This window comes from Streptomyces sp. NPDC008238 (genome assembly GCF_042956445.1).
Lineage (GTDB): Bacteria > Actinomycetota > Actinomycetes > Streptomycetales > Streptomycetaceae > Actinacidiphila.
The window spans coordinates 1-23070 of record NZ_JBIBGK010000037.1; the positions used below are offsets into that span (position 1 = coordinate 1).

Annotated in this window: 24 protein-coding genes; 17 read left to right on the forward strand and 7 right to left on the reverse strand. The window is 74.7% G+C overall.

Going from position 1 to position 23070, the window contains the following annotated elements; translation table 11 throughout:
• Nucleotides 1–229: 229 nt before the first annotated feature.
• Nucleotides 230–781: a helix-turn-helix domain-containing protein gene (locus ACFZAU_RS38100; RefSeq protein ID WP_500556009.1), complete on the forward strand. Its 552-nt coding sequence runs from the start codon at nucleotides 230–232 to the stop codon at nucleotides 779–781.
• A 10-nt stretch (nucleotides 782–791) separates the two neighbouring features.
• Here the strand turns inward: ACFZAU_RS38100 and ACFZAU_RS38105 are convergent, their stop codons facing one another.
• Both ACFZAU_RS38105 and ACFZAU_RS38110 read right to left on the reverse strand, forming a co-directional pair.
• A complete protein-coding gene (locus tag ACFZAU_RS38105; RefSeq protein WP_500556010.1) occupies nucleotides 792–1019 on the reverse strand; it encodes a hypothetical protein in 228 nt (75 codons plus the stop codon).
• Nucleotides 1020–1116: 97 nt separating this feature from the next.
• Nucleotides 1117–1782: a DUF1707 SHOCT-like domain-containing protein gene (locus ACFZAU_RS38110; protein ID WP_500556011.1), complete on the reverse strand. Its 666-nt coding sequence runs from the start codon at nucleotides 1780–1782 to the stop codon at nucleotides 1117–1119.
• 225 nt (nucleotides 1783–2007) lie between these two features.
• Between ACFZAU_RS38110 and ACFZAU_RS38115 the strand changes: the two genes are divergently transcribed.
• Nucleotides 2008–2415: a cupin domain-containing protein gene (locus ACFZAU_RS38115; protein WP_500556012.1), complete on the forward strand. Its 408-nt coding sequence runs from the start codon at nucleotides 2008–2010 to the stop codon at nucleotides 2413–2415.
• 217 nt (nucleotides 2416–2632) lie between these two features.
• Here the strand turns inward: ACFZAU_RS38115 and ACFZAU_RS38120 are convergent, their stop codons facing one another.
• Nucleotides 2633–3178, reverse strand: coding sequence for a universal stress protein (locus ACFZAU_RS38120; RefSeq protein WP_500556013.1), 546 nt, complete (start codon nucleotides 3176–3178; stop codon nucleotides 2633–2635).
• A 236-nt stretch (nucleotides 3179–3414) separates the two neighbouring features.
• Between ACFZAU_RS38120 and ACFZAU_RS38125 the strand changes: the two genes are divergently transcribed.
• The 8 genes from ACFZAU_RS38125 to ACFZAU_RS38160 all read left to right on the forward strand — a co-directional run bounded on the left by ACFZAU_RS38125 (nucleotide 3415) and on the right by ACFZAU_RS38160 (nucleotide 12189).
• Nucleotides 3415–3825: an SAV_915 family protein gene (locus tag ACFZAU_RS38125; protein ID WP_500466061.1), complete on the forward strand. Its 411-nt coding sequence runs from the start codon at nucleotides 3415–3417 to the stop codon at nucleotides 3823–3825.
• A 13-nt stretch (nucleotides 3826–3838) separates the two neighbouring features.
• A complete protein-coding gene (gene lysA, locus ACFZAU_RS38130; protein ID WP_500556015.1) occupies nucleotides 3839–5176 on the forward strand; it encodes a diaminopimelate decarboxylase in 1338 nt (445 codons plus the stop codon).
• A gap of 241 nt (nucleotides 5177–5417) precedes the next feature.
• Complete coding sequence (kdpB, locus tag ACFZAU_RS38135) at nucleotides 5418–7574, forward strand: potassium-transporting ATPase subunit KdpB (protein ID WP_500556016.1); 2157 nt, start codon at nucleotides 5418–5420, stop codon at nucleotides 7572–7574.
• A 2-nt stretch (nucleotides 7575–7576) separates the two neighbouring features.
• Nucleotides 7577–8419 carry a potassium-transporting ATPase subunit C gene (locus ACFZAU_RS38140; protein ID WP_500556017.1) on the forward strand — a complete coding sequence of 281 codons (843 nt, stop codon included), beginning with the start codon at nucleotides 7577–7579 and terminating at the stop codon, nucleotides 8417–8419.
• Nucleotides 8416–10044 (forward strand): potassium-transporting ATPase subunit KdpA, encoded by a 1629-nt coding sequence (kdpA, locus tag ACFZAU_RS38145; RefSeq protein ID WP_500556018.1) that lies wholly within the window; start codon nucleotides 8416–8418, stop codon nucleotides 10042–10044. Before ACFZAU_RS38140 ends, kdpA begins: the two co-directional genes overlap by 4 nt.
• Nucleotides 10045–10083: 39 nt before the next feature.
• The gene (locus tag ACFZAU_RS38150) at nucleotides 10084–10635 is read left to right on the forward strand and encodes a dihydrofolate reductase family protein (RefSeq protein WP_500556019.1); all 552 of its coding nucleotides are present in this window, start codon (nucleotides 10084–10086) and stop codon (nucleotides 10633–10635) included.
• A 189-nt stretch (nucleotides 10636–10824) separates the two neighbouring features.
• A complete protein-coding gene (locus tag ACFZAU_RS38155; protein ID WP_500556020.1) occupies nucleotides 10825–11610 on the forward strand; it encodes an alpha/beta fold hydrolase in 786 nt (261 codons plus the stop codon).
• A 135-nt stretch (nucleotides 11611–11745) separates the two neighbouring features.
• On the forward strand, nucleotides 11746–12189 hold the full coding sequence (locus ACFZAU_RS38160; protein ID WP_500466068.1) for a VOC family protein: 444 nt from the start codon (nucleotides 11746–11748) through the stop codon (nucleotides 12187–12189).
• Between the two features lie 48 nt (nucleotides 12190–12237).
• Here ACFZAU_RS38160 and ACFZAU_RS38165 read toward each other — a convergent pair whose 3' ends face one another.
• Nucleotides 12238–12858: a TetR/AcrR family transcriptional regulator gene (locus ACFZAU_RS38165; protein ID WP_500556021.1), complete on the reverse strand. Its 621-nt coding sequence runs from the start codon at nucleotides 12856–12858 to the stop codon at nucleotides 12238–12240.
• A 200-nt stretch (nucleotides 12859–13058) separates the two neighbouring features.
• On the opposite strand from ACFZAU_RS38165, the gene ACFZAU_RS38170 reads away from it, so the two are divergent.
• Nucleotides 13059–13973, forward strand: coding sequence for a LysR family transcriptional regulator (locus ACFZAU_RS38170; RefSeq protein ID WP_500556022.1), 915 nt, complete (start codon nucleotides 13059–13061; stop codon nucleotides 13971–13973).
• A gap of 115 nt (nucleotides 13974–14088) precedes the next feature.
• The gene (locus ACFZAU_RS38175) at nucleotides 14089–14802 is read left to right on the forward strand and encodes an SDR family NAD(P)-dependent oxidoreductase (RefSeq protein ID WP_500466071.1); all 714 of its coding nucleotides are present in this window, start codon (nucleotides 14089–14091) and stop codon (nucleotides 14800–14802) included.
• Between the two features lie 93 nt (nucleotides 14803–14895).
• Here ACFZAU_RS38175 and ACFZAU_RS38180 read toward each other — a convergent pair whose 3' ends face one another.
• Nucleotides 14896–16173, reverse strand: a complete 1278-nt coding sequence (locus ACFZAU_RS38180) for an MFS transporter (RefSeq protein ID WP_500556023.1) — start codon at nucleotides 16171–16173, stop codon at nucleotides 14896–14898.
• Nucleotides 16174–16352: 179 nt separating this feature from the next.
• Between ACFZAU_RS38180 and ACFZAU_RS38185 the strand changes: the two genes are divergently transcribed.
• On the forward strand, nucleotides 16353–17111 hold the full coding sequence (locus ACFZAU_RS38185) for a site-specific integrase (RefSeq protein WP_500556024.1): 759 nt from the start codon (nucleotides 16353–16355) through the stop codon (nucleotides 17109–17111).
• Nucleotides 17112–17154: 43 nt separating this feature from the next.
• Here the strand turns inward: ACFZAU_RS38185 and ACFZAU_RS38190 are convergent, their stop codons facing one another.
• Nucleotides 17155–17988 (reverse strand): class II fructose-bisphosphate aldolase, encoded by an 834-nt coding sequence (locus tag ACFZAU_RS38190; protein ID WP_500556025.1) that lies wholly within the window; start codon nucleotides 17986–17988, stop codon nucleotides 17155–17157.
• 144 nt (nucleotides 17989–18132) lie between these two features.
• Here ACFZAU_RS38190 and ACFZAU_RS38195 point away from each other — a divergent pair, with 144 nt between their 5' ends.
• Nucleotides 18133–18921: a DeoR/GlpR family DNA-binding transcription regulator gene (locus ACFZAU_RS38195; protein ID WP_500556026.1), complete on the forward strand. Its 789-nt coding sequence runs from the start codon at nucleotides 18133–18135 to the stop codon at nucleotides 18919–18921.
• 174 nt (nucleotides 18922–19095) lie between these two features.
• Entirely contained in the window at nucleotides 19096–20061 is a 966-nt protein-coding gene (locus ACFZAU_RS38200) for an SIS domain-containing protein (protein WP_500556027.1), read from the forward strand.
• An 87-nt stretch (nucleotides 20062–20148) separates the two neighbouring features.
• Here ACFZAU_RS38200 and ACFZAU_RS38205 read toward each other — a convergent pair whose 3' ends face one another.
• The gene (locus ACFZAU_RS38205) at nucleotides 20149–21135 is read right to left on the reverse strand and encodes a ricin-type beta-trefoil lectin domain protein (protein ID WP_500556028.1); all 987 of its coding nucleotides are present in this window, start codon (nucleotides 21133–21135) and stop codon (nucleotides 20149–20151) included.
• Between the two features lie 172 nt (nucleotides 21136–21307).
• On the opposite strand from ACFZAU_RS38205, the gene ACFZAU_RS38210 reads away from it, so the two are divergent.
• The gene (locus ACFZAU_RS38210) at nucleotides 21308–21901 is read left to right on the forward strand and encodes a sigma-70 family RNA polymerase sigma factor (RefSeq protein ID WP_499610039.1); all 594 of its coding nucleotides are present in this window, start codon (nucleotides 21308–21310) and stop codon (nucleotides 21899–21901) included.
• Nucleotides 21898–23052, forward strand: coding sequence for a hypothetical protein (locus ACFZAU_RS38215; RefSeq protein WP_500556029.1), 1155 nt, complete (start codon nucleotides 21898–21900; stop codon nucleotides 23050–23052). Before ACFZAU_RS38210 ends, ACFZAU_RS38215 begins: the two co-directional genes overlap by 4 nt.
• The last annotated feature ends 18 nt before the right edge of the window (nucleotides 23053–23070 follow it).

Below are 23070 nucleotides of genomic sequence, written 5' to 3' on the forward strand. Positions count from 1 at the left end.
ATCTCCCCCCCCCCCCCCCCCGCCCCCGGGGGCCCCCCCGGGGGGGGGGGCGGGGGGGGCGGGGGGGGGGCCCCCCCGGCCCCCCCCCGGGGGGGGGGGGGCCCCGGGGGGGGGCCCCCCCCCCCACGACGGCGGCGTCGGCGCGGCGAGCTTGCTGACGGGTCATCTCCGGTCCCCTCCCATACGTTCTCAACTTTGAGAAAGGTATCCGACATGAGATCGTGTGTCCATGGACACGGTCGACCTCCTGCTGCACCCCGTGCGGCTGCGCATCGTGCACGCCATGTCGGGGAACCGGACCCTCACCACGTCACAGTTGTGCGGCCTCCTGCCGGACGTCTCCAAGGCCACCGTCTACCGCCACGTCGGTCTGCTCTCGGACGCGGGAGTGCTCGAGGTCGAGGACGAACAGAGGGTGCGCGGAGCCGTCGAGCGCCACTACCGCCTGCGCCGGGAACGGGTCGTGGTCGACGCGGAGACGGCGGCGTCGGTCTCGCGGGAGGACCACCGGAGGGTCTTCGCCGTCGCCATGGCGGCGCTGATGGCCGAGTTCGACGCCTACCTCGACCGCGAGGGCGCCGATCCGGCGGCCGACCTTGTCGGCTACCGCCAGCACGCGCTCTGGCTGAGCGAGGACGAGCGTGCCGGACTCATCGCCGACCTGCGGCGGGTCCTGCTGCCCCGGCTGGCCAACGGACCGGCGCCCGGGCGGATGCGGCACCTCGTCAGCCCGATCCTCTTCCCCGCCGAGGGGTCCCGGGAGCCGGACGGCGCCGCCTGAACCGGCCGCGTCAACGGCGGTGGCGGGCGCGGCGCCTCGGGGAACGGCGGTCGGTCACCAGGAAGACGAGCAGCAGAGCGGCGACGACACAGACCACCACGCCCTGCGCCGACACGAGCAGTTCGCCCAGCCCGCCGCCTCCCGCCTCCGCGGGCGGGACGTAGACCTCCCGCGACGGACCACTGGAGGGTGCGCCGTAGGGCGTGCGGAGGCGCGGGGGCGCGATGCGGAGGCTCATCGCGGGTCAGTATCGCGACTCCCGTCCGCCCGCGGGACGAGTCGGACGACCCGGGGGCGGCCCCGCGGGGACCGCGCGCCAGGGCGCGCGCGCCGGGTCAGCCGGTGAGCGCCGGAAGCGCGGCCGGGCGGCGGAACAGCCACCGCAGGAAGGTCCGCCGCGGCGGACGCGCCCGTACCTTCCCGTACTCCAGCTCGCCCGCCAGTTCCACGCGCAGTGCCACCGGTGCCGCCGGGCCGGCCGCGGGCCGGACGTCCACCGTGCCGAATTCGACGGCCAGTCCGTCGGTGTCGACCACGATGCCGGGCCGGGTGACGAGCACCAGGGAACTGCCGCGGACGTCCATGTCGATGCGGAGGGTGTCCTGCGTGATCACGGCGTGGGTGAAGTCGAGCACCACCTCGCCCCATTCCGAGCGGACCTCCATGCGCCGCGGCACGACCCACCGGTCGACACGGCGGAACGAGCCGCCGCGGTTGTCGACCCGGACCACGTCCTTGACGTCCTCCGCGGCCGTGCCCGGCGTCCCCGCGGCCGCCGGCAGGTCGGCGGTGAGCGGGGCCAGTTCGTCGAGCGTCCGGGCCGACAGCGCGGCCTCCAGGCGTTCGTCCAGCTCGGCGGCCGACAGCCGCCCGTCGCCCGCGGCCACGGTCAGGACGTCCACCACCCGGTCCCGGTCCGCGTGCGAGGCCCGCAACGGGGGCGGCGCGAGGGGCGTGTCCGTAGGGGACGGCGCACCCGTGGGCCGGATCTCTCCCGGCATGTCCTCACCCCGTTCTGGTCGGTGGTTGCGCAAGACGCGATACATCTTCGCGAACTAACGCTATATCGCGTTTGGGGTGCGCGCCAAGCCCGCGCCCGTTCCCCCGCGGGGCGGCCGCCGGGAGCGGGAACACCCGCGCGGCCGGGCGGGATTGCCGCGCGGGGGATGTCACAGAAGCGGCGGCCGTCCTGTCCTTCCTCGGACAGTCCCTGTTTGGAGGAACACATGAGCGCTGAGCACGCACACCTGCCCCCCGGCGTCGAACTGGTCGGGAGCCTGCCGGAGGCGGCGGGGCGGATCCCGGCGGGCGCGGAGGCGAGGACCATCCGGGTCACCCTGCCGCCCGGTGACGCGGGTGCTCCGCCGCACCGGCACCCGGGGCCGGTCTTCGGCTACGTGACGCAGGGCGAGATCCTCTTCGAGCTGGAGGGTCAGGCGCCCCGGGTGCTCAAGGCCGGTGACGCCCTCTTCGAGCCGGGCGGCGACGTGATCCACTACCAGGGCGCCAACAACCTCGCCGACGCGCAGTCCCAGCTGGTGGTGGTCATGTTCGCACCGCCCGGGAGCCCGGTGCTGACCGTGGTCGGCGAGGAGGAACTGGCCGAACGACGCCACCTGCGCGTCACCTCGTGAGGTCCTGCCGCTGAACCGTCGGCGGCGGGCCGCGCGCTGCAGACCACAGGGCTCCGGGCAGATGGGCCGATCCTTCTCGGCGCCCCTTCCGCCCGGAGCCTTACGCGTGCCCCGGGCCCCGGCTCCGCCCCACCGGGGCGGAGCCCGCCGGAAGCGGCGGAGACCGGGGCCGCGCGAGCTGTCCGCCGCACAGGACACCGACGGGCCGGGCGCGGGCTCACGGCGTCACGAAGCCGCGCGGGCTCCACCGGGGGCCGAAGCGGCGGCCGCCCGATCGGCCGCGGGCCGGCGGCACGCCCGGCGGCTCGGAGGGTACGGCGAGGACCGGGCAGCGGGCGTGCGCGAAGCAGTGGGCCGCGACGGACGGCGCGAAGAGCCGCTGCCAGGGACCGCGCGAACCGGTGCCGACCACCAGCAGCCCCGCCCCCTCGGCGGCCACCTCTACGAGGGCCGGTCCCGGGCGCCCCAGCGCGAGGACCGGGCGCAGCGGCGGGTCGAGCGGCAGGTCGCCGTCGAAGGCGGCGTCGAGCGCCATGAGGAGCCTGCGCCGGGCCGGGCGGCGCCACCGGTCCGGCTCCGGCGGCAGCGGCGGCCACCTGCTCCGCGTCCCGGAAGCGGTGTCCCACGCCGCCTCCCAGGCCGTCACCACGGTCAGCACGCACTCCCGGCGCCGGGCCTCCGCGGCGGCCCGGCGCAACGCCGCCACGCTCCCGGGGGAGCCGCTGACGCCCACCACGACGCACTCTTCGCGGACCTCGTTCATGCCTCCATGAAACGCCCGGGAACACCCGGACCGGAGGCCTTTGTCGCGATCCTGACGCCGCCCGCACCACCCCGGCGACCCGCGCCGTTAACGTTCGCCCGCTCGCCGTCAACGTCGCGTCAGGGACCGCCCTCACCCCCCTGACCCCGGGCATAGCGTCCCTGATGCGTCCCGGACCGCCGGCTGCGGCCGGGGCGCCCCAGGAACCACAGCAGGTGCCTCACCAGGAGGAAGCCATGACAGAGCTCATGTACGGGGACGACCCGGAACCTTCGGATCCGTCCCCGGCCGGACGACACCGGGAGACGTTGTACGTCCCCGTCCGGCCGGGACCCGTGGGATGCGTCGCGCGCATGTTCCGCACGCCCCTGGGCGGCCGTACGGCCGTCGGCTTCACCACCCCGGAGCGTCTCGCGGAGACGCTCGGCCCCGACCAGCAGTGGATCACCCTCTCGGAGTTCGCGCTGCGGTCGATGGCCCGCCCGCTCGGCGTCACGGCACTCACCGTGGACCCGCAGCTCGCCGCACCCGCCGTGTCGGACGCACCGGACGAGACCGGCCGCCGTCTCGACCCCCAGACCCTCGGGGTCCTCAGGGTCACCGGCGCGGTCGCGCTGGTCGACGCCCTGGCCCTGTGGATCGGCTGAAAGGAGCGCCGTCATGACCGCCGTCACCGAGCACTTGGAGACCGCGAACCCCGACGCCGACCTGTCGGTGTGGCCCGCGTCCGCCTCCTCCGCCCCCCACGGTGAGGTCACCGTGGGCGGGGTCCCCCTGACCGAGGTCGCCGAACGCTTCGGCACCCCGGCCTACGTCCTGGACGAGGGCGAGGTACGGGACCGCTGCCGCGCCTACCGCGCGGCCTTCCCCGACGGCGACGTGCTGTACGCCGCCAAGGCCTTCATGTGCCGCGCCATGGCCCACTGGGTGGACGAGGAGGGCCTCGGCCTCGACGTCTGCTCGGCCGGGGAGCTCGAACTCGCCGTCGTCACCGGCTTCCCGCCGGAGCGAATCCTCCTGCACGGCAACGCCAAGAGCCCGGAGGACCTGGCCACGGCGCTGCGCCTGGGCGTCGGCCGGATCGTGATCGACAGCACCGGCGAGATCGCCCGGCTGGCCGCCCACGTCCCGCCGGGGGACCGGCAGAAGGTGCTGCTGCGCATCGTGCCGGGCATCGCCGCCGGTCACCACAACGCGGTGCGCACCGGCACCGACGACCAGAAGTTCGGGCTGTCCCTGGCCGACGGGTCGGCGCAGCACGCCATCGCCCGCGTGCTGGACCAGGCCCGGCTGGAACTGGTCGGCCTCCACTGCCACCTGGGCTCGCAGATCAGCAGCGTCAAGCCGTACCTGTCGGCCGTGCGCCGGCTGGTCGGCCTGCTGGCCGCCGTGCGCAGGCAGCACGGTGTCACGCTGCCGGAACTCGACCTGGGCGGCGGCCACGCGGTCGCCTACCGCCCCGGCGAGGCGGCGATGGACCTGACGACGCTGTCCGCGCGGATACGGTCCGAACTGGCCGAGGGCTGCGCGGCCGCCGGGCTGCCGGTGCCGCGGCTGACGGTGGAGCCGGGCCGTGCGATCGTGGGCCCCGCCGGTGTCGCGCTGTACCACGTGCTGTCGGTCAAGCGCACCGGCGGCCAGACCTTCGTCGCCGTCGACGGGGGCATGAGCGACAACCCCCGGCCCGCGCTGTACGGGGTGCGCTACTCACCGCGGCTGATCGGCCGTCACTCCACCGAGGAGCCGGTCCTGGTGACCGTGGTCGGCCGGCACTGCGAGGCCGGGGACATCCTGGCCTCGGCGGTGCCGCTGCCCGCCGACGTCCGGCCCGGGGACCTGCTGGCGGTGCCGGTCGCGGGTGCCTACCACCTGTCGATGGCGTCCACGTACAACCTCGTCGGCCGTCCGCCGGTCGTCGCCGTCCACGAGGGCCGGGCGCGGCTGCTGGTCCGCCGCGAATCGCTCGCCGACTTCCGCGTCCGCGACATCGGCCTCTGAGCGGGACCCGCGAGCCCGCCGCGTCGCCCGACGCCCCCGAACGCCCTCCGGGCAGGTGATGTCCCCGCGTCCCCCTGCCCGGAGGTGCGCCACGGCCGTTCCGGTCCGCCGGCCCCCGACCAGGGGGCCCGCACGACCGCCCCCGAACCACGGTCCCGATCCTCGGGCCCGACGCACGAGAAGAGAGAAGTCCGGTGAGTGTGGAGCACACCGTCCGCATGAGCGTCGCGGAGGGCGTCCGATGACCACCGCGCCCGCGCCCGTCAGGCCGGACCGTGGAAACCCCGCCCTTCCCGGCGGGGCCGCGCACGAGAACGCCCCCGGCGGCGGCCCGCTCGCGCCCGGACAGCTGCGGCTCGCCCTCCCGGAGGCCCTGCGCAAGCTCAACCCCGTCACGCTGGTCCGCAACCCGGTCATGTTCGTCACCGGGACCGGCGCCGCACTGACCACCGGGCTCGCCCTCGTCCACCCCACCGTCGTCGGGTGGTTCACCACGGCCTGGCTCTGGCTCACCGTCCTCCTCGGCAACCTCGCCGAGGCCGTCGCCGAGAGCCGCGGCAGGGCCCAGGCCGACGCCTTGCGCCGGTCCCGCACGATCACCACGGCCCGCCGGCTGACGAAGGACGGCGAGAAGGTCGTGCACGCCATCGCCCTGCGCCGCGGCGACACCGTGGTCGTCGGGGCCGGGGAGACGATCCCTGGTGACGGCGACGTCGTCGAAGGCGTCGCCGCCGTCGACGAGTCCGCCGTCACCGGTGAGTCCGCACCGGTCATCCGTGAAGCGGGCGGCGACCGTTCGGCGGTCACGGGCGGCACAAAGGTGCTGTCCGACCGCATCGTCGTGCGCATCACCCGGCAGTCGGGGGAGAGCTTCCTCGACCGCATGATCGCCCTGGTGGAGGGCGCCGACCGGCACAAGACGCCGCATGAGGTCGCGCTCAACCTGGTGCTCATGGTGCTGACCGTCGTCTTCCTGGCAGCCGTGGTGATCCTGCGGCCCATGGCGGTCTTCTCCGCCGGCCCGGGCGACGGTGCCGGGGCCGCCTCGGGGACCGCCGACGGCGTCACAGGGATCGTCCTGGTCGCGCTGCTGGTCTGCCTCGTCCCGACGACGATCGGCGCCCTGCTGTCGGCGATCGGCATCGCCGGAACGGACCGCCTGGTGCGGCGCAACGTCCTGGCGGCCTCCGGCCGGGCCGTGGAGACCGCCGGGGACGTCGACACCCTCCTGCTCGACAAGAGCGGCACGATCACCCAAGGCGTCCGCAGGACCGGCGCGTTCCTGCCGCTGGGCGGCGTCGAGCCCGAGTGGTTCGCCCAGTCCGCGCTCCTGACGAGCCTCGCCGACGACACCCCCGAGGGGCGCGCGGTCGTCGCCCACGCCCGCGAGCACTACGCGCTCTCCCACCACAAGGCCGACGAGATCGACCTGCCCGACGCGAAGTGGGTGCCCTTCAGCGCCACCACCCGCATGTCCGGGGTCGACCTCCCCGGAGGCAGGCAGCTGCGCAAGGGAGCGTCCGCCGCCCTCGCCGCCTGGGTACGTGAACGCGGCGGCACCGTACCCGCCGGACTGGACGTGTACGTCGAGCGGGTGTCGTCGGCCGGAGGGACGCCTCTCGCGGTCGCGGAATCCCCGGCCGGCGGCGGCCCGGCCCGCGTCCTGGGCGTCATCCACCTCGAGGACGTCGTCAGGCCCGGGCTGCGCGAACGCTTCGAGGCCATGCGGCGGATGGGCGTCCGCACCGTCATGGTCACCGGCGACAACCCGGTGACCGCCCGCGCCATCGCCGAGGAGGCGGGCGTGGACGACTTCCTCGCCGAGGCGACCCCGGCGGACAGGCTCGCCCTGATCAGGCACGAACAGGCCGGCGGTCACCGTGTCGCCATGACGGGCGACGGCACGGACGACGCCCCGGCGCTGGCCCGGGCGGACGTGGGCGTCGCCATGAACGCGGGCACCTCGGCCGCGAAGGACGCGGGGAACATGGTCGACCTCGACTCCGACCCCACGAAGATCGTGGAGATCGTCGAGATGGGCAGGCAACTCCTGCTCACCCGTGGCGCGTTGACGACCTTCTCGATCGCCGGCGACATCTCCAAGTACCTGGCGATCATCCCGGCGGTCTTCGGCGGGCTCTACCCGTCGCTCCACGCCGTCGACTTCATGCGGCTGCACTCGCCGGGCTCGGCGGTCCTCTCGGCCGTCGTCTTCAACGCCGTCGTCATCGCCGCGCTGATCCCGCTCGCCCTCCGTGGCGTCCGTCACCGGCGGGGCCGCGCCGCCTCGTCACGCACCCGCACGCTGTGGGTGTACGGCCTCGGCGGGGCGGTCGTGCCATTCCTCGCGATCAAGATCATCGACCTCACCCTCGTCCGCCTGGTCCCCGGGATCTGACCATGCCTCGCACCTTCACGCCGCCCCGCTGGGCGGCGCACCAACTCGCGGCCGTCCGCGTGGTGCTCGCCCTCACCCTCCTCGTGGGACTGGCCTATCCCCTGGGCATGACCCTGCTCGCCCAGCTGCCGGGCCTGCGGGACGCCTCCGCACGCGACACCCTCATCGGCAGGTCCTACACCGACGCGAAGGGGGCCGCCCTGCCCGGCTACTTCCAGTCGCGCCCCTCCAACGCGGGTGACGGCTACGACACGGTGGCCTCCGGCGCCGGCAACCAGGGCGCCGAGAGCGTCGTCGACGCCTCGGACAGGACCAGCCTGCTCAGCCAGGTGTGCGCCCGCAGCAAGGAGGTCGGAGAACGCGAGCACGTCGACGGCGCCCGCCCCTACTGCACCCCCGACGGTGTGGGAGCCGTGCTCGGCGTCCTCCGCGAGGGCGGCACCACCGGTCGTGCGACCGGCGTCGTCAGCCTCAACCAGCCGTGCCCCGCCCGGCCGTTCCTCACGGCCTACGAGCACCTGGAGGTCCGCTGCGCCGAACCCGGCGCCGACTACTCCCGGGCCGTCGTCACCCCCGTGCGCGGCGACGCCCCGGCCCGGCCCGAGGTCCCCGCCGACGCGGTCACCGCGAGCGGCAGCGGTCTCGACCCCGACATCAGCCCCGCGTACGCCGGGATCCAGGCACCCCGGGTCGCCCGTGAGCGGGGGATCGGCGAGGACGCCGTGCGCGCGTTGATCGCGCGATACACCACGGGCCGTGCCCTCGGCGTGCTCGGCGGGCCCGCCGTCGACGTCGTCGGGCTCAACGCCGCCCTGGACCGCACCGACCCCATGCCCGGAGCGTGAGAGCAGACATGTACGGCTGGATCCAGGCATCCCTCGTCATCGCCGTCGTGGCCGGTCTCCACGTCCCCCTCGGCGACTACATGGCACGCGCCTTCGAGGGCGGCCGCCATCTGGCGCCCGAACGCGCCCTGTACCGCATGTGCGGCGTCGACCCCGACAAGGAACAGGACTGGCGGCACTACCTGTTCGCGCTGCTGGCCTTCTCGGCCGTGAGCATCGCCGCGCTGTTCGCCCTGTTCTCGCTGCAGGACCGGCTGCCGTGGTCGCTGGGCCGCGGCGGCATGCCGTGGCGGCTCGCCCTGCACACCGCCGTCAGCTTCACCACGAACACCAGCTGGCAGAACTACGCGGGTGAGTCCACCACCGGCCACCTCGCCGTCATGGCGGGTCTGGGCACCCAGGCCTTCGCGTCCGGCGCGGTGGGCATCTGCGTCGCGCTCGCCCTCGTCCGCGGTCTGGTCCGGCGCAGCACCGACCGGCTCGGCAACTTCTGGGTCGACCTCGTCCGCGGCGTCCTCCGCGTCTTCCTGCCCCTCGCGGTCGTCTCCGGCCTCCTGCTGATCGCCCTCGGCGTGCCGCAGCATCTTTCGGGCAGCGACCAGCTCGCCGGCCCCGTGGGCTCCTGGGAGTCGATCAAGCTGATGTCGGGCGACGGCGGCGGGGTCTTCAACGCCAACAGCGCCCACCCCCTGGAGAACCCCTCGGCCTGGAGCAACACGCTTGAGATCGTGCTCATGCTGCTCGTGCCGGCCGCCCTGATCCGCACCTACGGCCGGCTCGTCGGCAGCCTCAAGCAGAGCTGGACCCTCCTCGCGGTGGTCGGCATCCTCTTCGGCCTGCTGCTGGCCGCCGGCAACCTGGCCCAGAGCGCCCACACCGGCACCGTCAGCGTCGCGGTGGGCGGCCAGACCGAGGGCACCGAGACCCGCTTCGGCGTCCCGGCGAGCACCCTGTTCGGCGTGTCGGCGACCGCGTCGGCGGACGGTGCGGCCAACGCCTCGTACGACAGCTTCTCCAGCCTCGGCGGCGGCGTGCTCCTGGCCGGGATGATGCTCGGCGAGATCGCCCCCGGCGGCACCGGGAGCGGCCTGTACGGCCTCCTGATGGTGATCCTCGTCGCCGTCTTCGTCGGCGGGCTGATGGTCGGCCGTACCCCCGAGTACCTGCGCAAGCGCATCGGCGTCGGTGAGATGCGGCTCGTCGCGCTGTACGCGCTCGTGGCGCCCGCCGTCATCCTGGTGTCGTCGGCGATCGCCGTGGCCCCGCCCGGAGGACGCTCCTCGATGGGCAACCCGGGACCGCACGGCCTGACCGAGCTCATCTACGCGTACACCAGCAACGCGGCGAGCAACGGCAGCGCGATGGCCGGCTTCAACGGCGCCACCGACCTGCACAACCTGCTGATGGTGGTGGTCATGCTGGTGGGCCGCTACGTCCCCATGGTGTTCGTCCTCGCCCTCGCGGGCCGCCTCGCACGGCAGCGGGCGGGCGCGGTCACGGTCGGCACCCTGCGCCCGCACGGCGTCAACTTCCTCGTCCTCGCCGTCGGCGCCGCCCTGATCCTGGCCCTGCTGAACTTCCTGCCCGCCCTGTCCCTGGGGCCCGTCGCGGAAGGACTGCTGTAGTGCCGGATGCCGGTCGTCCCCGTCTGCCAGGCTGAGGGGATGACGAGGACCCGGTACTTCACCGCGACCAGTCTCGACGGCTTCATCGCGGACGCGGACAACTCCCTCGACTGGCTCTTCGAGGTCGAGGGGGAGGGATTCGCGCGGTTCACCGCCTTCTTCGCCGGTGTCGGGGCGTTCGCCATGGGCGCCACCACGTACGAGTGGATCCTGGAGCACGACCGGCTCCTGGAGCGGCCCGGGAAGTGGGCGGAGTACTACGGCACCACCCCCGCCTGGGTCTTCACCCACCGGGAGCTGCCCGCCCTCCCCGGCGCGGACGTCACCTTCGTGCGCGACGACGTCCGCCCCGTCCACGACGCGATGACCGTCGCCGCCCGGGGTAAGGACATCTGGCTCGTGGGAGGCGGCGAACTCGTCGGCTCCTTCGCCGACCACGGACTGCTGGACGACCTGGTCCTGGGCGTCGCTCCGGTCACCCTCGGCGCCGGCGCGCCGCTGCTGCCGAGGCGGCTGACCGCGGCCCGGTTGCGGCTGACCGGCGTCGAGCAGGTCGGTCAGTTCGCCTACCTCACCTACGCGACGCGCTGAGGACGACGCAGGCCGGGCACCGGGGTCAGTGGCGCGCTCCGGCGTCGCGGACACGGCGGACGCGCCGGACGTGCGGGTGCCCCTCCCCGCGACGTTCCCGTGGTGAGCGCAGGGTGTGCCCCGCGCGGCAGGGGCCGCCCGCGCGGAATTCTCGGGCGTCCGGCCATGGCGTCGTGCGAGCATCGGCGGATGCTGACCCTCGCCGACGAACTCGGCCGCCTCGCCTGCACGGTGACCGGTGACGGCCCGCCCGTCGTCCTCGTGCACGCCGGCGTCGCCGACCACCGGATGTGGGACGGTGTCGTGCCAGGCCTCGCCGAACACCACACCGTCATCCGCTACGACACGCGCGGCTTCGGCCAGTCCCCGCCACCCGCGGCGCCGTTCAGCGAGCACGACGACCTGCGCCGGGTCCTGGACCACTTCGGCCACGAGCGGGCCCATGTGGTCGGCGCCTCCTTCGGCGGCCGCGTGGCGATCGACTTCGCGCTCACCCATCCCGCGCGCGTCCGCTCCCTGGCGGTGTTCGCCCCGCCGTGGCCGGGGTACGACTGGTCGCCGCGGATGGTCGCCTACGACGCGGCCGAGAGCGAGGCGCTCGCCGCGGGTGACCTGGACGCCGCCGTCCGCGTCAACCTGGAGACGCTGCTGTACGGCCCGGCCCGGGGACGTGACGAGGTGCCCGCCGGGGTGGCCGACCGGGTGCGCGGGCCGATGCGCACCGCGCTGACCCACCAGGGCACGGTGGAGGCGCACTCCCGCGGCCGCGCGGACGGCGACGTCGCCGTCCTCTCCGTGCCGGCCCTGGTCGGTGTCGGCCTCCTGGACCTGCCCGACTTCCGGGACATCGCCCGCCGCTACGCCGCGACGATCCCCGGCGCCACCCTGGTCGAGTTCCCGGCCGCGGCCCACCTCGTCGCCCTGGAGGCGCCCGCCGACGTGACCGCGGCGCTGCTCCCCTTCCTCGCGCGCTGAGGCGTCCGCACCGCCAACGCGGTGGCGGTGCGGTCCGCGGCGTCCGCCCGCGGTGGCGCGGGGGTACGGATCCCGCGGACCGTGGCGTCCGGCGTGCCCGCGCGCCGGACGGGGCCAGAGAAAGGAGCAACCCCTGTGGACATGAAACTCGAGGTCGTGGTGGTGCCCGTCGCCGACGTCGACCGGGCCGAGGACTTCTACGTGGGCCTCGGCTGGCGCCTCGACGCGGACGTCACCACCGGCGACGACTTCCGTGTGGTCCAGGTGACCCCGCCCGGCTCGCCCTGCGCGGTCATCTTCGGCACCGGCGTCAGCGGCACCGAGCCGGGCTCGGCCCGCGGCCTGCACCTGGTCGTGGAGGACGTCGTGGCCGCCCGGGAGGAGCTGGTGGGCCGGGGGGTCGAGGTCAGCGAGGTGTTCCACGACGCCGGAGGGGTGTTCCACCGCGCCGGGACGGAAGGACGCGTGCCGGGTCCCGACGCGCAGCGGCGCAGCTACTGCTCCTTCGCCTCGTTCGCCGACCCCGACGGCAACGAGTGGGTGCTCCAGGAGATCACCGAACGGCTGCCGGGCCGCTGACCCCCGGGGCGCCGCACCGCGGGCCCCGGGCCCGCGGTGCGGCGGCCGTCAGGAAGCGGCCACGGCCTCGGCTTGCGCGGGCACGCCGAGGATGGCGAGGCAGTTCGTCCAGAGCGGGCTGAGGCGGCCGGTGTCGTTGTAGAGCTTGGCGAACAGCACCTGCCCCTCGAGCTGGGCGACGACCGACACCGCCGCCGCGTGCGTGTCCGCGACGGTGACCTCGCCCCGCTCACGGGCCTCGCCGATAAGCTCGTCGATCATGCCGACCTGCGTGTCGAAGATCTCCTGCAGCCGCCGGCGGATGGACTCCGTCTGGTTGCTCATCTCCAGCGTCAGGTTGCCGAACATGCACCCCGACACCGTGCCGCAGGACTCCTGGCCCGCGTGCTGGACCTCCTCGGTCGCCTCGAAGAGCCGGCGCAGCCGCTCCAGAGGGGCCGCGTCGGCGCCCAGGATGCGGGTCCACTCGCGCTTCTGCGCCGCCCAGTGCTCGTCGATGACGGTCAGCGCGAGGGCTTCCTTGGACTCGAAGAAATAGTAGAAACTGCCCTTGGGCACCGCGGCCGCCTTGCAGATCTCGGCCACCCCCAGGGCCGAGTAGCCGCGCTGCTCGATGAGCGTCTGCGCGGCAGTGATGATCTTCTCCCTGGCATCACTCGTGCGTCCCATGGCAACAGTATACGACCGATCGACTATAGCTGGTCGACCGGCTCGCTCCGCCGCTTCCGGGCCGGGAGCCCCGACCGGTCCCCAGGGTGGGTCCGGCGGCGGTCCACCGGCCAGGACCCGTTTCCTCCCTCCTGGGAGGCGGAGCCTCCCTCGGGCCCGGCGGTGCGGAGATCCGCTCGACCAGGCCCTAGCATGGCGGCGTGGAGCTGCGTCAACTTCGGTACTTCGTCGCCGTCGCCGAGGAACTGAACTTCGGGAGGGCGGCCGAACGGCTCCTGATCGCTGGGCCTTCCCTGTCCCAGCAGATCAAGGCGCTCGAACGCGATCTGGGGGTCCGGCTCTTCGACCGTGACCGCCGCTCGGTGTCGCTCACGCCCGCCGGCTCGGCGCTGCTCCCGCACGTCAGGGCGCTGCTGGAGCGCGCCGACGACGTGGGGCGGCGGGCGAAGCAACTGGGCGGCTCGGAAGCGGTGCGGCTCGGCTACGTCAACTGGCTCCCCGCCGACCTGGCGGCCCGCGCGTCGGCGGTGGCCCGGCTGCACGTCGACGCGTGGATCGCGCCCTCGCACACCCAGGCCGCCCGGGTCGGCGACGGCGGCCTGGACCTCGCCGTCACCTGGGTGCGGACCGAGGACCTGGAGCGGCACGGACTGCGGTCCCGGCTCCTGGGTGCGGACCGCCTGTACGCGGTCTCCACCGGCGACGACACCGGTGCCGTCCGCGCCGAGGACACCGTCCTCCTCCTCGACGACGACACCACCTCCTGGCTGTCGTGGAACCTCTATGCCGAGCGGCTCGCCGCCGACAGCGGGGCGCGCGCGGTCCGGATCTCCGACGGCGGTGTCACCGGCAGCGGGTTCTTCGACCACGTCCGCCGCATCCGCGGTCCGGTCCTCAACAGCCCCAAGGGCCAGACCAGTCCGTTGCCGCCCGACCTGGTCAAGCGCCCGGTGGTGGCCCCCGAGGTGTACTGGACCTGGTCGCTGGTCTGGCGGGCCGACGAGGTCCGCGAGACCGTGCTGGCCGTGGTGGACGCCCTCACCGGGGGCGTGGGCGACCTCGGCATCCACCGTCCGGACGCCTGGCTCCCCGACGGGGACCCCTACAAGCGGTAGATTTCCTCCGATCCGCCGGAATTGCCGTCCGGTCGTCCGGCCGTCAGGGTCGCGGCTGACCCGTCGGCCGTCCCGCCGGTGAAGTCCACCCACCGCAGTCCACCGGGAGCAGGCCATGAGCGTTCAGGGTCAGAGGGTCGCCGTCGTCACGGGTGCCTCGCAGGGCATCGGTGCCGGGCTGGTCGAGGGGTACCGCAAGCTGGGGTACGCGGTGGTGGCCACCTCGCGGAACATCGGCGCGTCCGCGGACCCGGAAGTGGTGACCGTCCGGGGCGACATCGCCGAACGGGAGACGGCCGAGCGGGTGATCGCGACGGCGGTGGAGCGCTTCGGCCGGGTGGACACGCTGGTCAACAACGCGGGCATCTTCGTCGCGAAGCCGTTCACCGAGTACACCGAGGACGACTACCGGGCGGTGCTCCGGGTGAACCTGGACGGGTTCTTCCGCGTCACGCAACGGGCCGTCGAGCGGATGCTGGAGCAGGGCGGGGGACACGTCGTCCAGATCTCCAGCAGTCTGGGGGACCAGCCGGACGTGAAGGTGACGTCGGTGCTGGCGTCGCTGACGAAGGGCGGTCTGCAGTCCGCGACGAAGGCGCTGGCGACCGAGTACGCCACCCGGGGCATCCGGGCGAACGCGGTGGCGCTGGGGACGATCAAGACCCCGATGCACCCGGTGGAGAGCCACGACGCGCTCGCCGGGCTGCACCCGGTGGGGCGCATGGGGGAGATCGACGACATCGTGGAGGCCGTCCTCTACCTCGAGAGGGCGCCGTTCGTCACCGGTGTGGTGCTCCCGGTCGACGGCGGCCAGTCCGCGGGCCGCTGACGCCCGGCGCCCCGTCACCTGCCGCGTGCCGGGCGGGGTGCGGGGTCGCCGCGACGCACGCGACCCGCGGACACGTCGGGCGCGCCGCGGGCTTCACGTCGTGGGGGAGGGGCTGCCCGCGTCCCGGTTCCCGCCGCAGGCCGGGGCCGCCGCCGTCTCCGGTCGCGGCAGCGCGGAGCGTACGGCGGGAAGCGCCAGGACCACGGCCACCGCCGCGAGTTGCCAGACCGCGCCGAAGCCCAGCACCCCCGCGACGCCGAACAGGACCGACACCGGACCGGCGGCGGCCAGTCCCACCGGCCCGAGCGCGAAGGCCCCGAAGGCGCCGTACGCGCTGACCCGGGCGAGGGCGCCGGGCGGCACCTGCGACTGGGTGACCGTCGCGAAGAGGGTGCCGCACACGGCCGAGCCGACACCGGCCGCCAGTGCGGCGGCGCAGATCCACGGCAGCGGCAGCCCGCTGGCGAGGGCGGCCGACGGCATCGCCCAGCCGAGGGTGGCGGCCGTGCCCATGAACAGCGGGCGGCGCGGCCGGCGCCCCAGCATCGCCGTGCCGCCGGCAACCGCGCCCGCCCCGTACAGGGCCATGATCAGGCCCCAGGAGCCCGGGCCGCCGAGTTCCCGCTGGGCGACGAGCGGTCCGAGGACGAGGAACGGCGCCCACACCAGGAGGTTGAACAGGCAGACGTGGACCGAGGTGACCCACAGCCAGGTCCGCGAGCGGAACTCCGTCCAGCCCTCGCGCAGTTCCGCCACGAAGGGCGCGGCGGGCCCACCGGCCCGGACGGTCCGCGGCAACAGGAGCAGCGCGACGACGCTCACCCCGTAGCTGAGGGCGTCCACGGCGAGGACCGCGGAGGCGCCCGCGACCGCCGTGAGGACGCCGGCGAGCGCCGGTCCCGCGATCGAGGCCGCGGACCGGGCCACGCCCAGCAATGCGTTGCCGTCGGCGAGTGCGTCCCCCCGTACGAGGCGGGGGACGAGCGCGTCGAGCGCCGGGGTGAACAGCGCCTCGGCGGCGCCCCAGACGACGACCAGCCCGATCAGCGTCGCCATGTGCGGTGCGCCGCCCAGCAGGGCGAGGGCGAGGCCCGCCTGGGTGAGGCAGCGCGTGACGTCGGCGGCGAGCATCACCCGCCGGCTGCCCCAGCGGTCGGTCAGGACGCCGCCGGCGAGCAGCACCAGCACCAGGGGCAGGATCCGCGCCGCCAGGACCAGGCCGAGTTCGGTGCCACCGCCGCCGGTCTCCAGGACCGCGAAGGCCAGTGCGACGGACGCCATCGACGATCCGAACAGCGAGGTGGCGTAGCCGATGAAGAAGCGACGGAAGTCGCGTTCGCGCAGGACCGCGGGGAGGTGGGGGAGTGCCATGGGCGCAGCGTGCCGGGGGCGGTCGGCGACACGCCAGGCCCGTGGCGGAAACTATTGAGTCGGGTCGAATCAACTTATGATGGCTGCGGGTCAGGGTGAAGAGTGATTTACTGCGGTCGATCGCGGCGGCCCGTTGCTCAGCCGTTGCGGAGGATCGACGGGGGAGGGGTGGACGCCCTATGACCCAGCCGGTGGAGTACGCCGTGGCCGTCGAACGTTTCCTGGCCGCTTCCGGGCTCGGCGAGGGATCGCGGCGGGTCTACCGGATCGCGCTGGCCACCTGGGCCTGGGGACTCGTCGACCGTCCCCCGCCGGTCGGCGGCGGCCGCCGCAACGCCGAACCCCCGGCGGTCCCGCTGGCCCTGCTCGACGCACCGGGTACCGCGGGGCGGCTCCGCGACGCCTTCGCGGCACGGTCCGCGGCGGTCGGCGCCCGTACGGCCAACCGCGAACTCTCCGTCCTGTGCAGCGCCGTGGCGTGGTGGCGCGCGGCGGGCTGGCTGTCCGCGGACCCCACGGAGGGCCTGCGGGCGCTGCCCGTGCCGAAGCCGCGCCGTGCCGAGGCCGGCCTCGACGCCGAGCAGGTGCGCGAGGTTCTGCGGCTGAGGGCACCACTGCGCGAGCAGGCCTTCTGGCACCTGCTCCACGAGACGGGGGCGCCCATCGAACGGCTCCTGGCGCTCGACGTCGACGACCTCGTCCTGCCCGGCCGTCGCACCCGCGAGCGCGTGGGGGAGCCGCTGCGCTGGGGGGACGGCTCGGCCCGGCTGCTGCCGCTGCTCGTGCTGGGGCGCGTCGACGGGCCGCTGTTCCGCACCGGCCGCGGACGGCTGTCCTACCGGCGTGCGGCGGAGCTGTTCACCGCCGCGACGCGCCCGCTCGACCCGGGCGGGCGCGGGTGGACGCTGAGGCGGCTCCAGGCGGCGGGGCGGCGCTGACCGGGCCCGCGCGCCGACCGCGCCCGCGCCCCGCGACCGAGGATCAGCCGAGGACGCGCAGGGCGCTCTCCACGGCCGCGGCCATGCGCGTGCGCGCGGAGGTGAGGTAGCGGCGCGGGTCGACGGTGGCGGAGTCCGCCGCGAGGAAGTCGCGTACCGCGCCGGTGAAGGCGATGTTCAGCGCCGTGCCGATGTTGATCTTGACCATGCCCCCGGCGACGGCGCGGCGCAGCTCCTCGTCGGGTACCCCGGTGGAGCCGTGCAGGACCAGGGGCACGGGCACCGCTCCGCGCAGACGGGCGATCAGATCGTGGTCGAGCCGTGCGGTGCGGGTCGTCATGGCGTGGGAGCTGCCGACCGCCACGGCGAGGGCGTCGATCCCGGTGGCGGCCACAAAGGCGGCGGCCTCGGCGGGGTCGGTACGGGCGCCCGGGGCGTGCACGCCGTCCTTGCCGCCTATCTCGCCGAGTTCGGCCTCCAGCCACAGACCGCGGTCGTGGGCCCGGTCCGCGGCGGCGCGGGTGGCGGCGACGTTGCGGTCGTGGGGGAGCGCCGAGCCGTCGTACATCACGGAGCCGAACCCGCAGTCCGCGGCGCGGCGCAGCAGGTCCTCGTCGGTGACGTGGTCGAGGTGGAGGCCCACGGGGACCGCGGCGGACTCGGCGACCGCGGCCGTCGCGCGGGCGATCGGGGCGAGCGCACCGCCGTGGAAGCGCACGGCGTTCTCGCTGATCTGGCAGACCGCGGGCCGCCCGGCGGCCTCCGCGCCGGCGACCACCGCCTCCGCGTGCTCCAGGGTGATCACGTTGAAGGCACCGATCCCGCACCCGTCGGCGTAGGCCGCGCGGACGAGTTCGGCGGTGGGGACCAGCGGCATGACGTGGCGACCTCTCGAGGATGGGATGATGATGCGTGAACGTGACGGTTCCGCCTGGAAAAGCCGCAGAAACACGCGTGACGGCGCGTGACCACACGCGGGCGCCGGGCCGGGCCGGCCCACCCGAGGACAGGGGACGAGGAGATGGCGGGACCACAGGCCCGATGGAGCGCGCTGCTGGAGATGCTGACCCGGGACGGGAGCGTCGAGGTCGAGCCCGCCGCCGCCGAACTGGCGGTCTCCGCCGCGACGATCCGGCGCGACCTGGACGAACTGGCCCGGCAGAACATGGTCACCCGCACCCACGGCGGCGCGGTGATCAACGCGATCGCCTACGACCTGCCGCTGCGGTACAAGGCCGCCCGCAACGCCCCGGAGAAGGAGCGCATCGCCCGGGCGGCCGCGGCCCTGGTGAAGCCGGGCGCGGTGGTGGGGCTCAACGGCGGCACCACGACAACGGAGGTCGCCCGGGCCCTCGCCGCACGCGCCGACCTCGCCGACAGCGGCGCCGAGACCGCGCTCACGGTCGTCACCAACGCGCTCAACATCGCCGGGGAACTGGCCGTCCGGCGGCACGTGAAGCTGGTGGTGACCGGCGGTGTCGCCCGCCCGGCCTCGTACGAGCTGACCGGGCCGCTGGCCGCGGAACTGCTCGCGCAGCTCACCCTCGACGTGGTGTTCCTCGGCGTGGACGCCCTCGACGTCACCCATGGCGCGGCGGCCCGGGACGAGGGCGAGGCCAGCGTCAACCAGGCGCTCGCCCGGCGCGCCGAGCGGGTGGTGGTGGTCGCCGACGCGTCCAAGTTGGGGCGGCGGGCCTTCGCCCGGATCTGCCCGGTGGAGGAGGTCGACGTCCTGGTGACGGACGGGAGTGCGCCGGCCGCGCTGGTCGAGCCCTTCGCGGCGGCCGGCGTGGAGGTCGTCCGCGCCTGACCGGGCCTGCCGTCGCACGGGCCACCTCCCCCTTCCGTCGTCCCGCCCACCCCATGAAGCAGCATGCAACTTTCTGCAGGAAAATTGCTAGAGTCGAGCAACTTCACACATGATGCTCGACCGGACGTGCTCGGTGTCAAGGGCAGCCCGCCGGCCGGGGAGGGGAGTCCACCGATGAGCCAGAGCCAGAGCCAGAGCCGGACCCAGATCCGGACACAGGACGCGAACCCGAGCAGGACCGAGACCGAGACGGCGGCCCAGCCGGACTGCTGGCGCCGCGCCATCGCCCTCGCGGGCGACGCGGAGGCGCCCTGGCGGGCCGCGATGCCCCGGCCCGGCGAGCGGGTCGCGGTCGTGGGCTGCGGCACCTCGTGGTTCATGGCGCACGCCTACGCGGTGCTGCGTGAGAGCGCCGGCCAGGGGGAGACGGACGCCTTCGCCGCATCGGAGATGCCGGCCGGCCGGGCCTACGACCGGGTCGTCGCCCTCACCCGCTCGGGCACGACGACCGAGGTGCTGGGGGTGCTGGCCCGGCTGCGCGGCACCGTTCCGACGGTGGCCGTCACGGCCGATCCCGCCACTCCCGTGATGGAACTGGCCGACGCGGCGGTGGTGCTGGACTTCGCGGACGAGACCTCGGTCGTCCAGACCCGCTTCGCCACCACCGAACTCGTCCTGCTGCGCGCCCTGCTGGGGGAGGAACTCGCCGGGCTGCCCGCCCAGGCGGAGGCCGCGCTCGCCGCGCCGCTGCCGGACGGGCTGCTGGAGACCGAGCAGTTCACCTTCCTCGGCCGAGGCTGGGCCTACGGCGTCGCACAGGAGGCGGCGCTCAAGATGCGGGAGGCGGCCGGCGCCTGGACGGAGGCGTACCCGGTCATGGAGTACCGGCACGGCCCGATCAGCGTCACGGGGCCCGGCCGGGTGGCGTGGTGGTTCGGCGACCCGGGGGACCTCCCGGCGGGACTGGAGGGGGAGATCGCGCGCACCGGCGGCCGGCTGGTGGCCCTGGGGCGCGATCCGCTCGCCGACCTGGTCGTCGTCCAGCGGCTGGCCGCCGCCCTCGGCGCGGCCCGCGGCCTCGACCCGGACGCCCCCCGGCACCTCACGCGTTCGGTGGTCCTCGCCGACGACCGCGGCTGAGGCCGGGCCGGGACGCCGTCCGTACGCCGGAAGGCGAATGCCGCCCCCGCCCCGGGGAGGGGCGGGGACGGCATCACACGAGGACCGTCAGGCCTTGGCCCACTTCTGGTTCGGCGTCCCGTAGCACGTCCACAACTGGAGCGGGGTGCCGGCGGAGGTGCCCTTGTCGAGCACGTCGACGCACTTGTTCTTGTTGGTCAGGTCGTTCGAGCCGTTCAGCCTGAACTGCTGGGCCCAGCCGCCGTTGCAGCGGGCCAGCTGGATGACCGCGCCGTCCGTGAACGAGGCGCCGGCCAGGTCCATGCACATGCCGAAGGCGCGGACGGTCCCGTCGGAGCGGAAGTCCCACTTCTGCCAGGCGCCGCCGTCGCAGTCCTGGATCTGCAGCCGGGCGCCGTCACGCCCGGTGCTGTTCTTGGCGCCGCTGACCGCGACGCAGCGCCCGCTCTGCACGCTGCGGATCCGCACGCCGGGCACGGTGGCCGTCTGCTGCGTCTTGGAGGGCGTCGGGTTGCCCGCCGACGAACCCGACCCGGAGCCGGACGAACCGCCGGAGCCCCCGGAGCTGCCGGAGCCGCCGGTGGCCGAACCGCCACCGCCGCCGGTCCCGCCGCCACCGGCGCTTCCGCCGCCACCGGTGGTGCCCGGGGCGTCGCCCACGGGCGGCAGACCGCCGCCGCCGGTGCCGGTGCCGCCCGCCGAACCGCCGCCGTTCGGGCCGCCCTGCGACCCGGAGGCCGGCGGGACGTTGCCGCCCGCGGCGGGCGAGGCCTTGGTGCCGTTCGTGCCGGGCGACGCCGGCAGGACGCCGCTCTGCAACGTGCTGGGCTCGGCCACCGCCACCGGGTCACCCTTGCCGCCCTTGTCGGGCAGCAGGTCGATGCGTGCCATCAGCGGCACGACCAGCACCGCGCAGCCGATGACGGCCGACGTGGTCGCCAGCACACTCCACGCCCGCCGGTCCGGCAGCAGCCGCCGGTGCGGCAGGGAGGGGCGTCGGGCGAAGGTGTCCGCGAAACGGGGCTCGGCCCCGTCGAGAACCTCGGGGTCCCGTGGATCGGGATGGGGAGGCACGTGGTCTCCTGTCGGCTCGGGAATCTGCGCGGAAGCGTAGGGGGCGCGTCCGCCCGTTGCTTTCGGCAGGGTGAACAATAGTTTAAGATTTCACCAAGTGTGACAGCGAATGATCGAATATGCGCCAACACTGTGGTCAGAGCATCTCGTTCAGCAGCTTAATCTTTACGCCATGTGTGTGAACGAGTCCGACTGTCGTGAAGGCGGGGCGGACGTCCTCGCCGGGCACGACACCGGCGGCGCCGACGAACGCAGAGCTGTCGCCAGCCTGATCATCGCCGAGCGGGACAGCCTGCGGAGGTTCGTCACCGGCCTCATGGGCCGTGACGTGCACGCCGCGGAGGACGTGCTGCAGGAGACCCTGCTGCGCGCCCTGCAGCGCGCCGGACGGCTGGACGTGCACGAGCGGCCGGTCCGCATGTGGCTGTTCCGGGTCGCCCGCAACCTCGTGGTCGACCACCGCCGCCGCGACCGCGCCGTGCCCGTCGGCATCACCGCCGCCGACTTCGCGGGCACCGCGCTCGAGCACTCCGGGGACCACGCCGGCCTCGTCGAGGACCGTTCCGTGCTGCTCGCCGCGCTGAGCGCCCTCCCGCCGGCCCACCGCGAGGCCGTCGTCCGCGTCCACGTCATGGACCAGAGCGGAGCCGACGCCGCCGCCGACATGGGTGTGCCGCGCGGCACCGTCAAGTCCCGCACCCACCACGGCGTGCGGGCCCTGCGGGCCGAACTCGCCCGCCGCGGCGTGGACGGAGTGGCCGCGTGAACGTCCCCACCGGCTGGACCCGGCTCATCGGACTCGTCGGCCTGCTGATCCTCGTCGTCGTCCTGGCGCACTGGATCGTCCGCCGCAAGGGCGGCTGGGGCGCGCTGCGCCGTCGCGTCGTCCGCGAACTGACGACGGCCGCCCGCGCCTTCGCCACACCCGTCCGCACCCAGCTGCGGCACCGCCGCGGCCTGCGGGTGCTCGGCCGCCTGCTCCGCGACCCCTCCGGGTGGGCGGACGCCGCGACCGCGCTGCGCCGCGCCGCCGCCCAACGCCCCGGCGCCCGGCCGTACGCGGCGCTCCTGGGCACCGACGTCATCGGCGTGTACGTCGCCCACGGCCACGGCGGGGAGGGCGTCCTGCCCGAACCGTGGGCCCGCGACGCCGCCGAACCGCGCCTGTGGTGGATCGGCCGCGCCGACCTCGGCACCGCACCGGAGACCGGGCGCCGCGAGGCCCCCGTCCTGGTCTGCCTCGGCAGGGCCGGCACCGACGCGGTGCTGCTCGACCTGACGGCCGTTCCCCCGGCGGTCTCCGTCACCGGTGAACGGCGCACCGCCCGCGCCGTGCTCCAGGCCCTCGCCGCCCAGCTCGACGCCCGCCTGCCCGCCGGCCGCGTCGTGGTCGGCGCCGGGGTGCACCCCCGGCACGACGGGCCCGACGACGTCTTCGAACGGCCCGGCACCGCCTACGCCGTGAGCGCCGAGGCGCCGGACCGCAACCGGCCGGCCGGCGTGCGCCTGCTCACCCTCGGCGTGGCCCACCACAGCACCCTGATCCTGGAGGCGGACCGCGACGGGCACCTTCGCCTGCACGGCGGCCCGCCCGCCCTCACGGTCGACGCGCTGCCCCTGGCCCGCGCCGTGGCCCGGCTGGTGCACGCCCTGCCGCCGGTGCCCGGGGACGACGAGGGCGCCGGCCCCAACCCGCCGAAGGCGCTCCACACCCTGTCCGCCGACGACGACCTCGTCGAGTCCGGGCTCCCGTCCGCGGCCATGGCGGTCTCCGCGACCGCCCCCCGCCCCGAACCCGCCACGGCCCCCGCCACCGCCGCCGCCGCGGAACCCGGCGACGAGGACGACCTCGCCGAGCCGGCCGCATTCGGACCGGCGGGCGTCTCCGCAGCCACCGCACGCTCCTCGTCCTCGTGACGCCCGAACTGGGAAGAC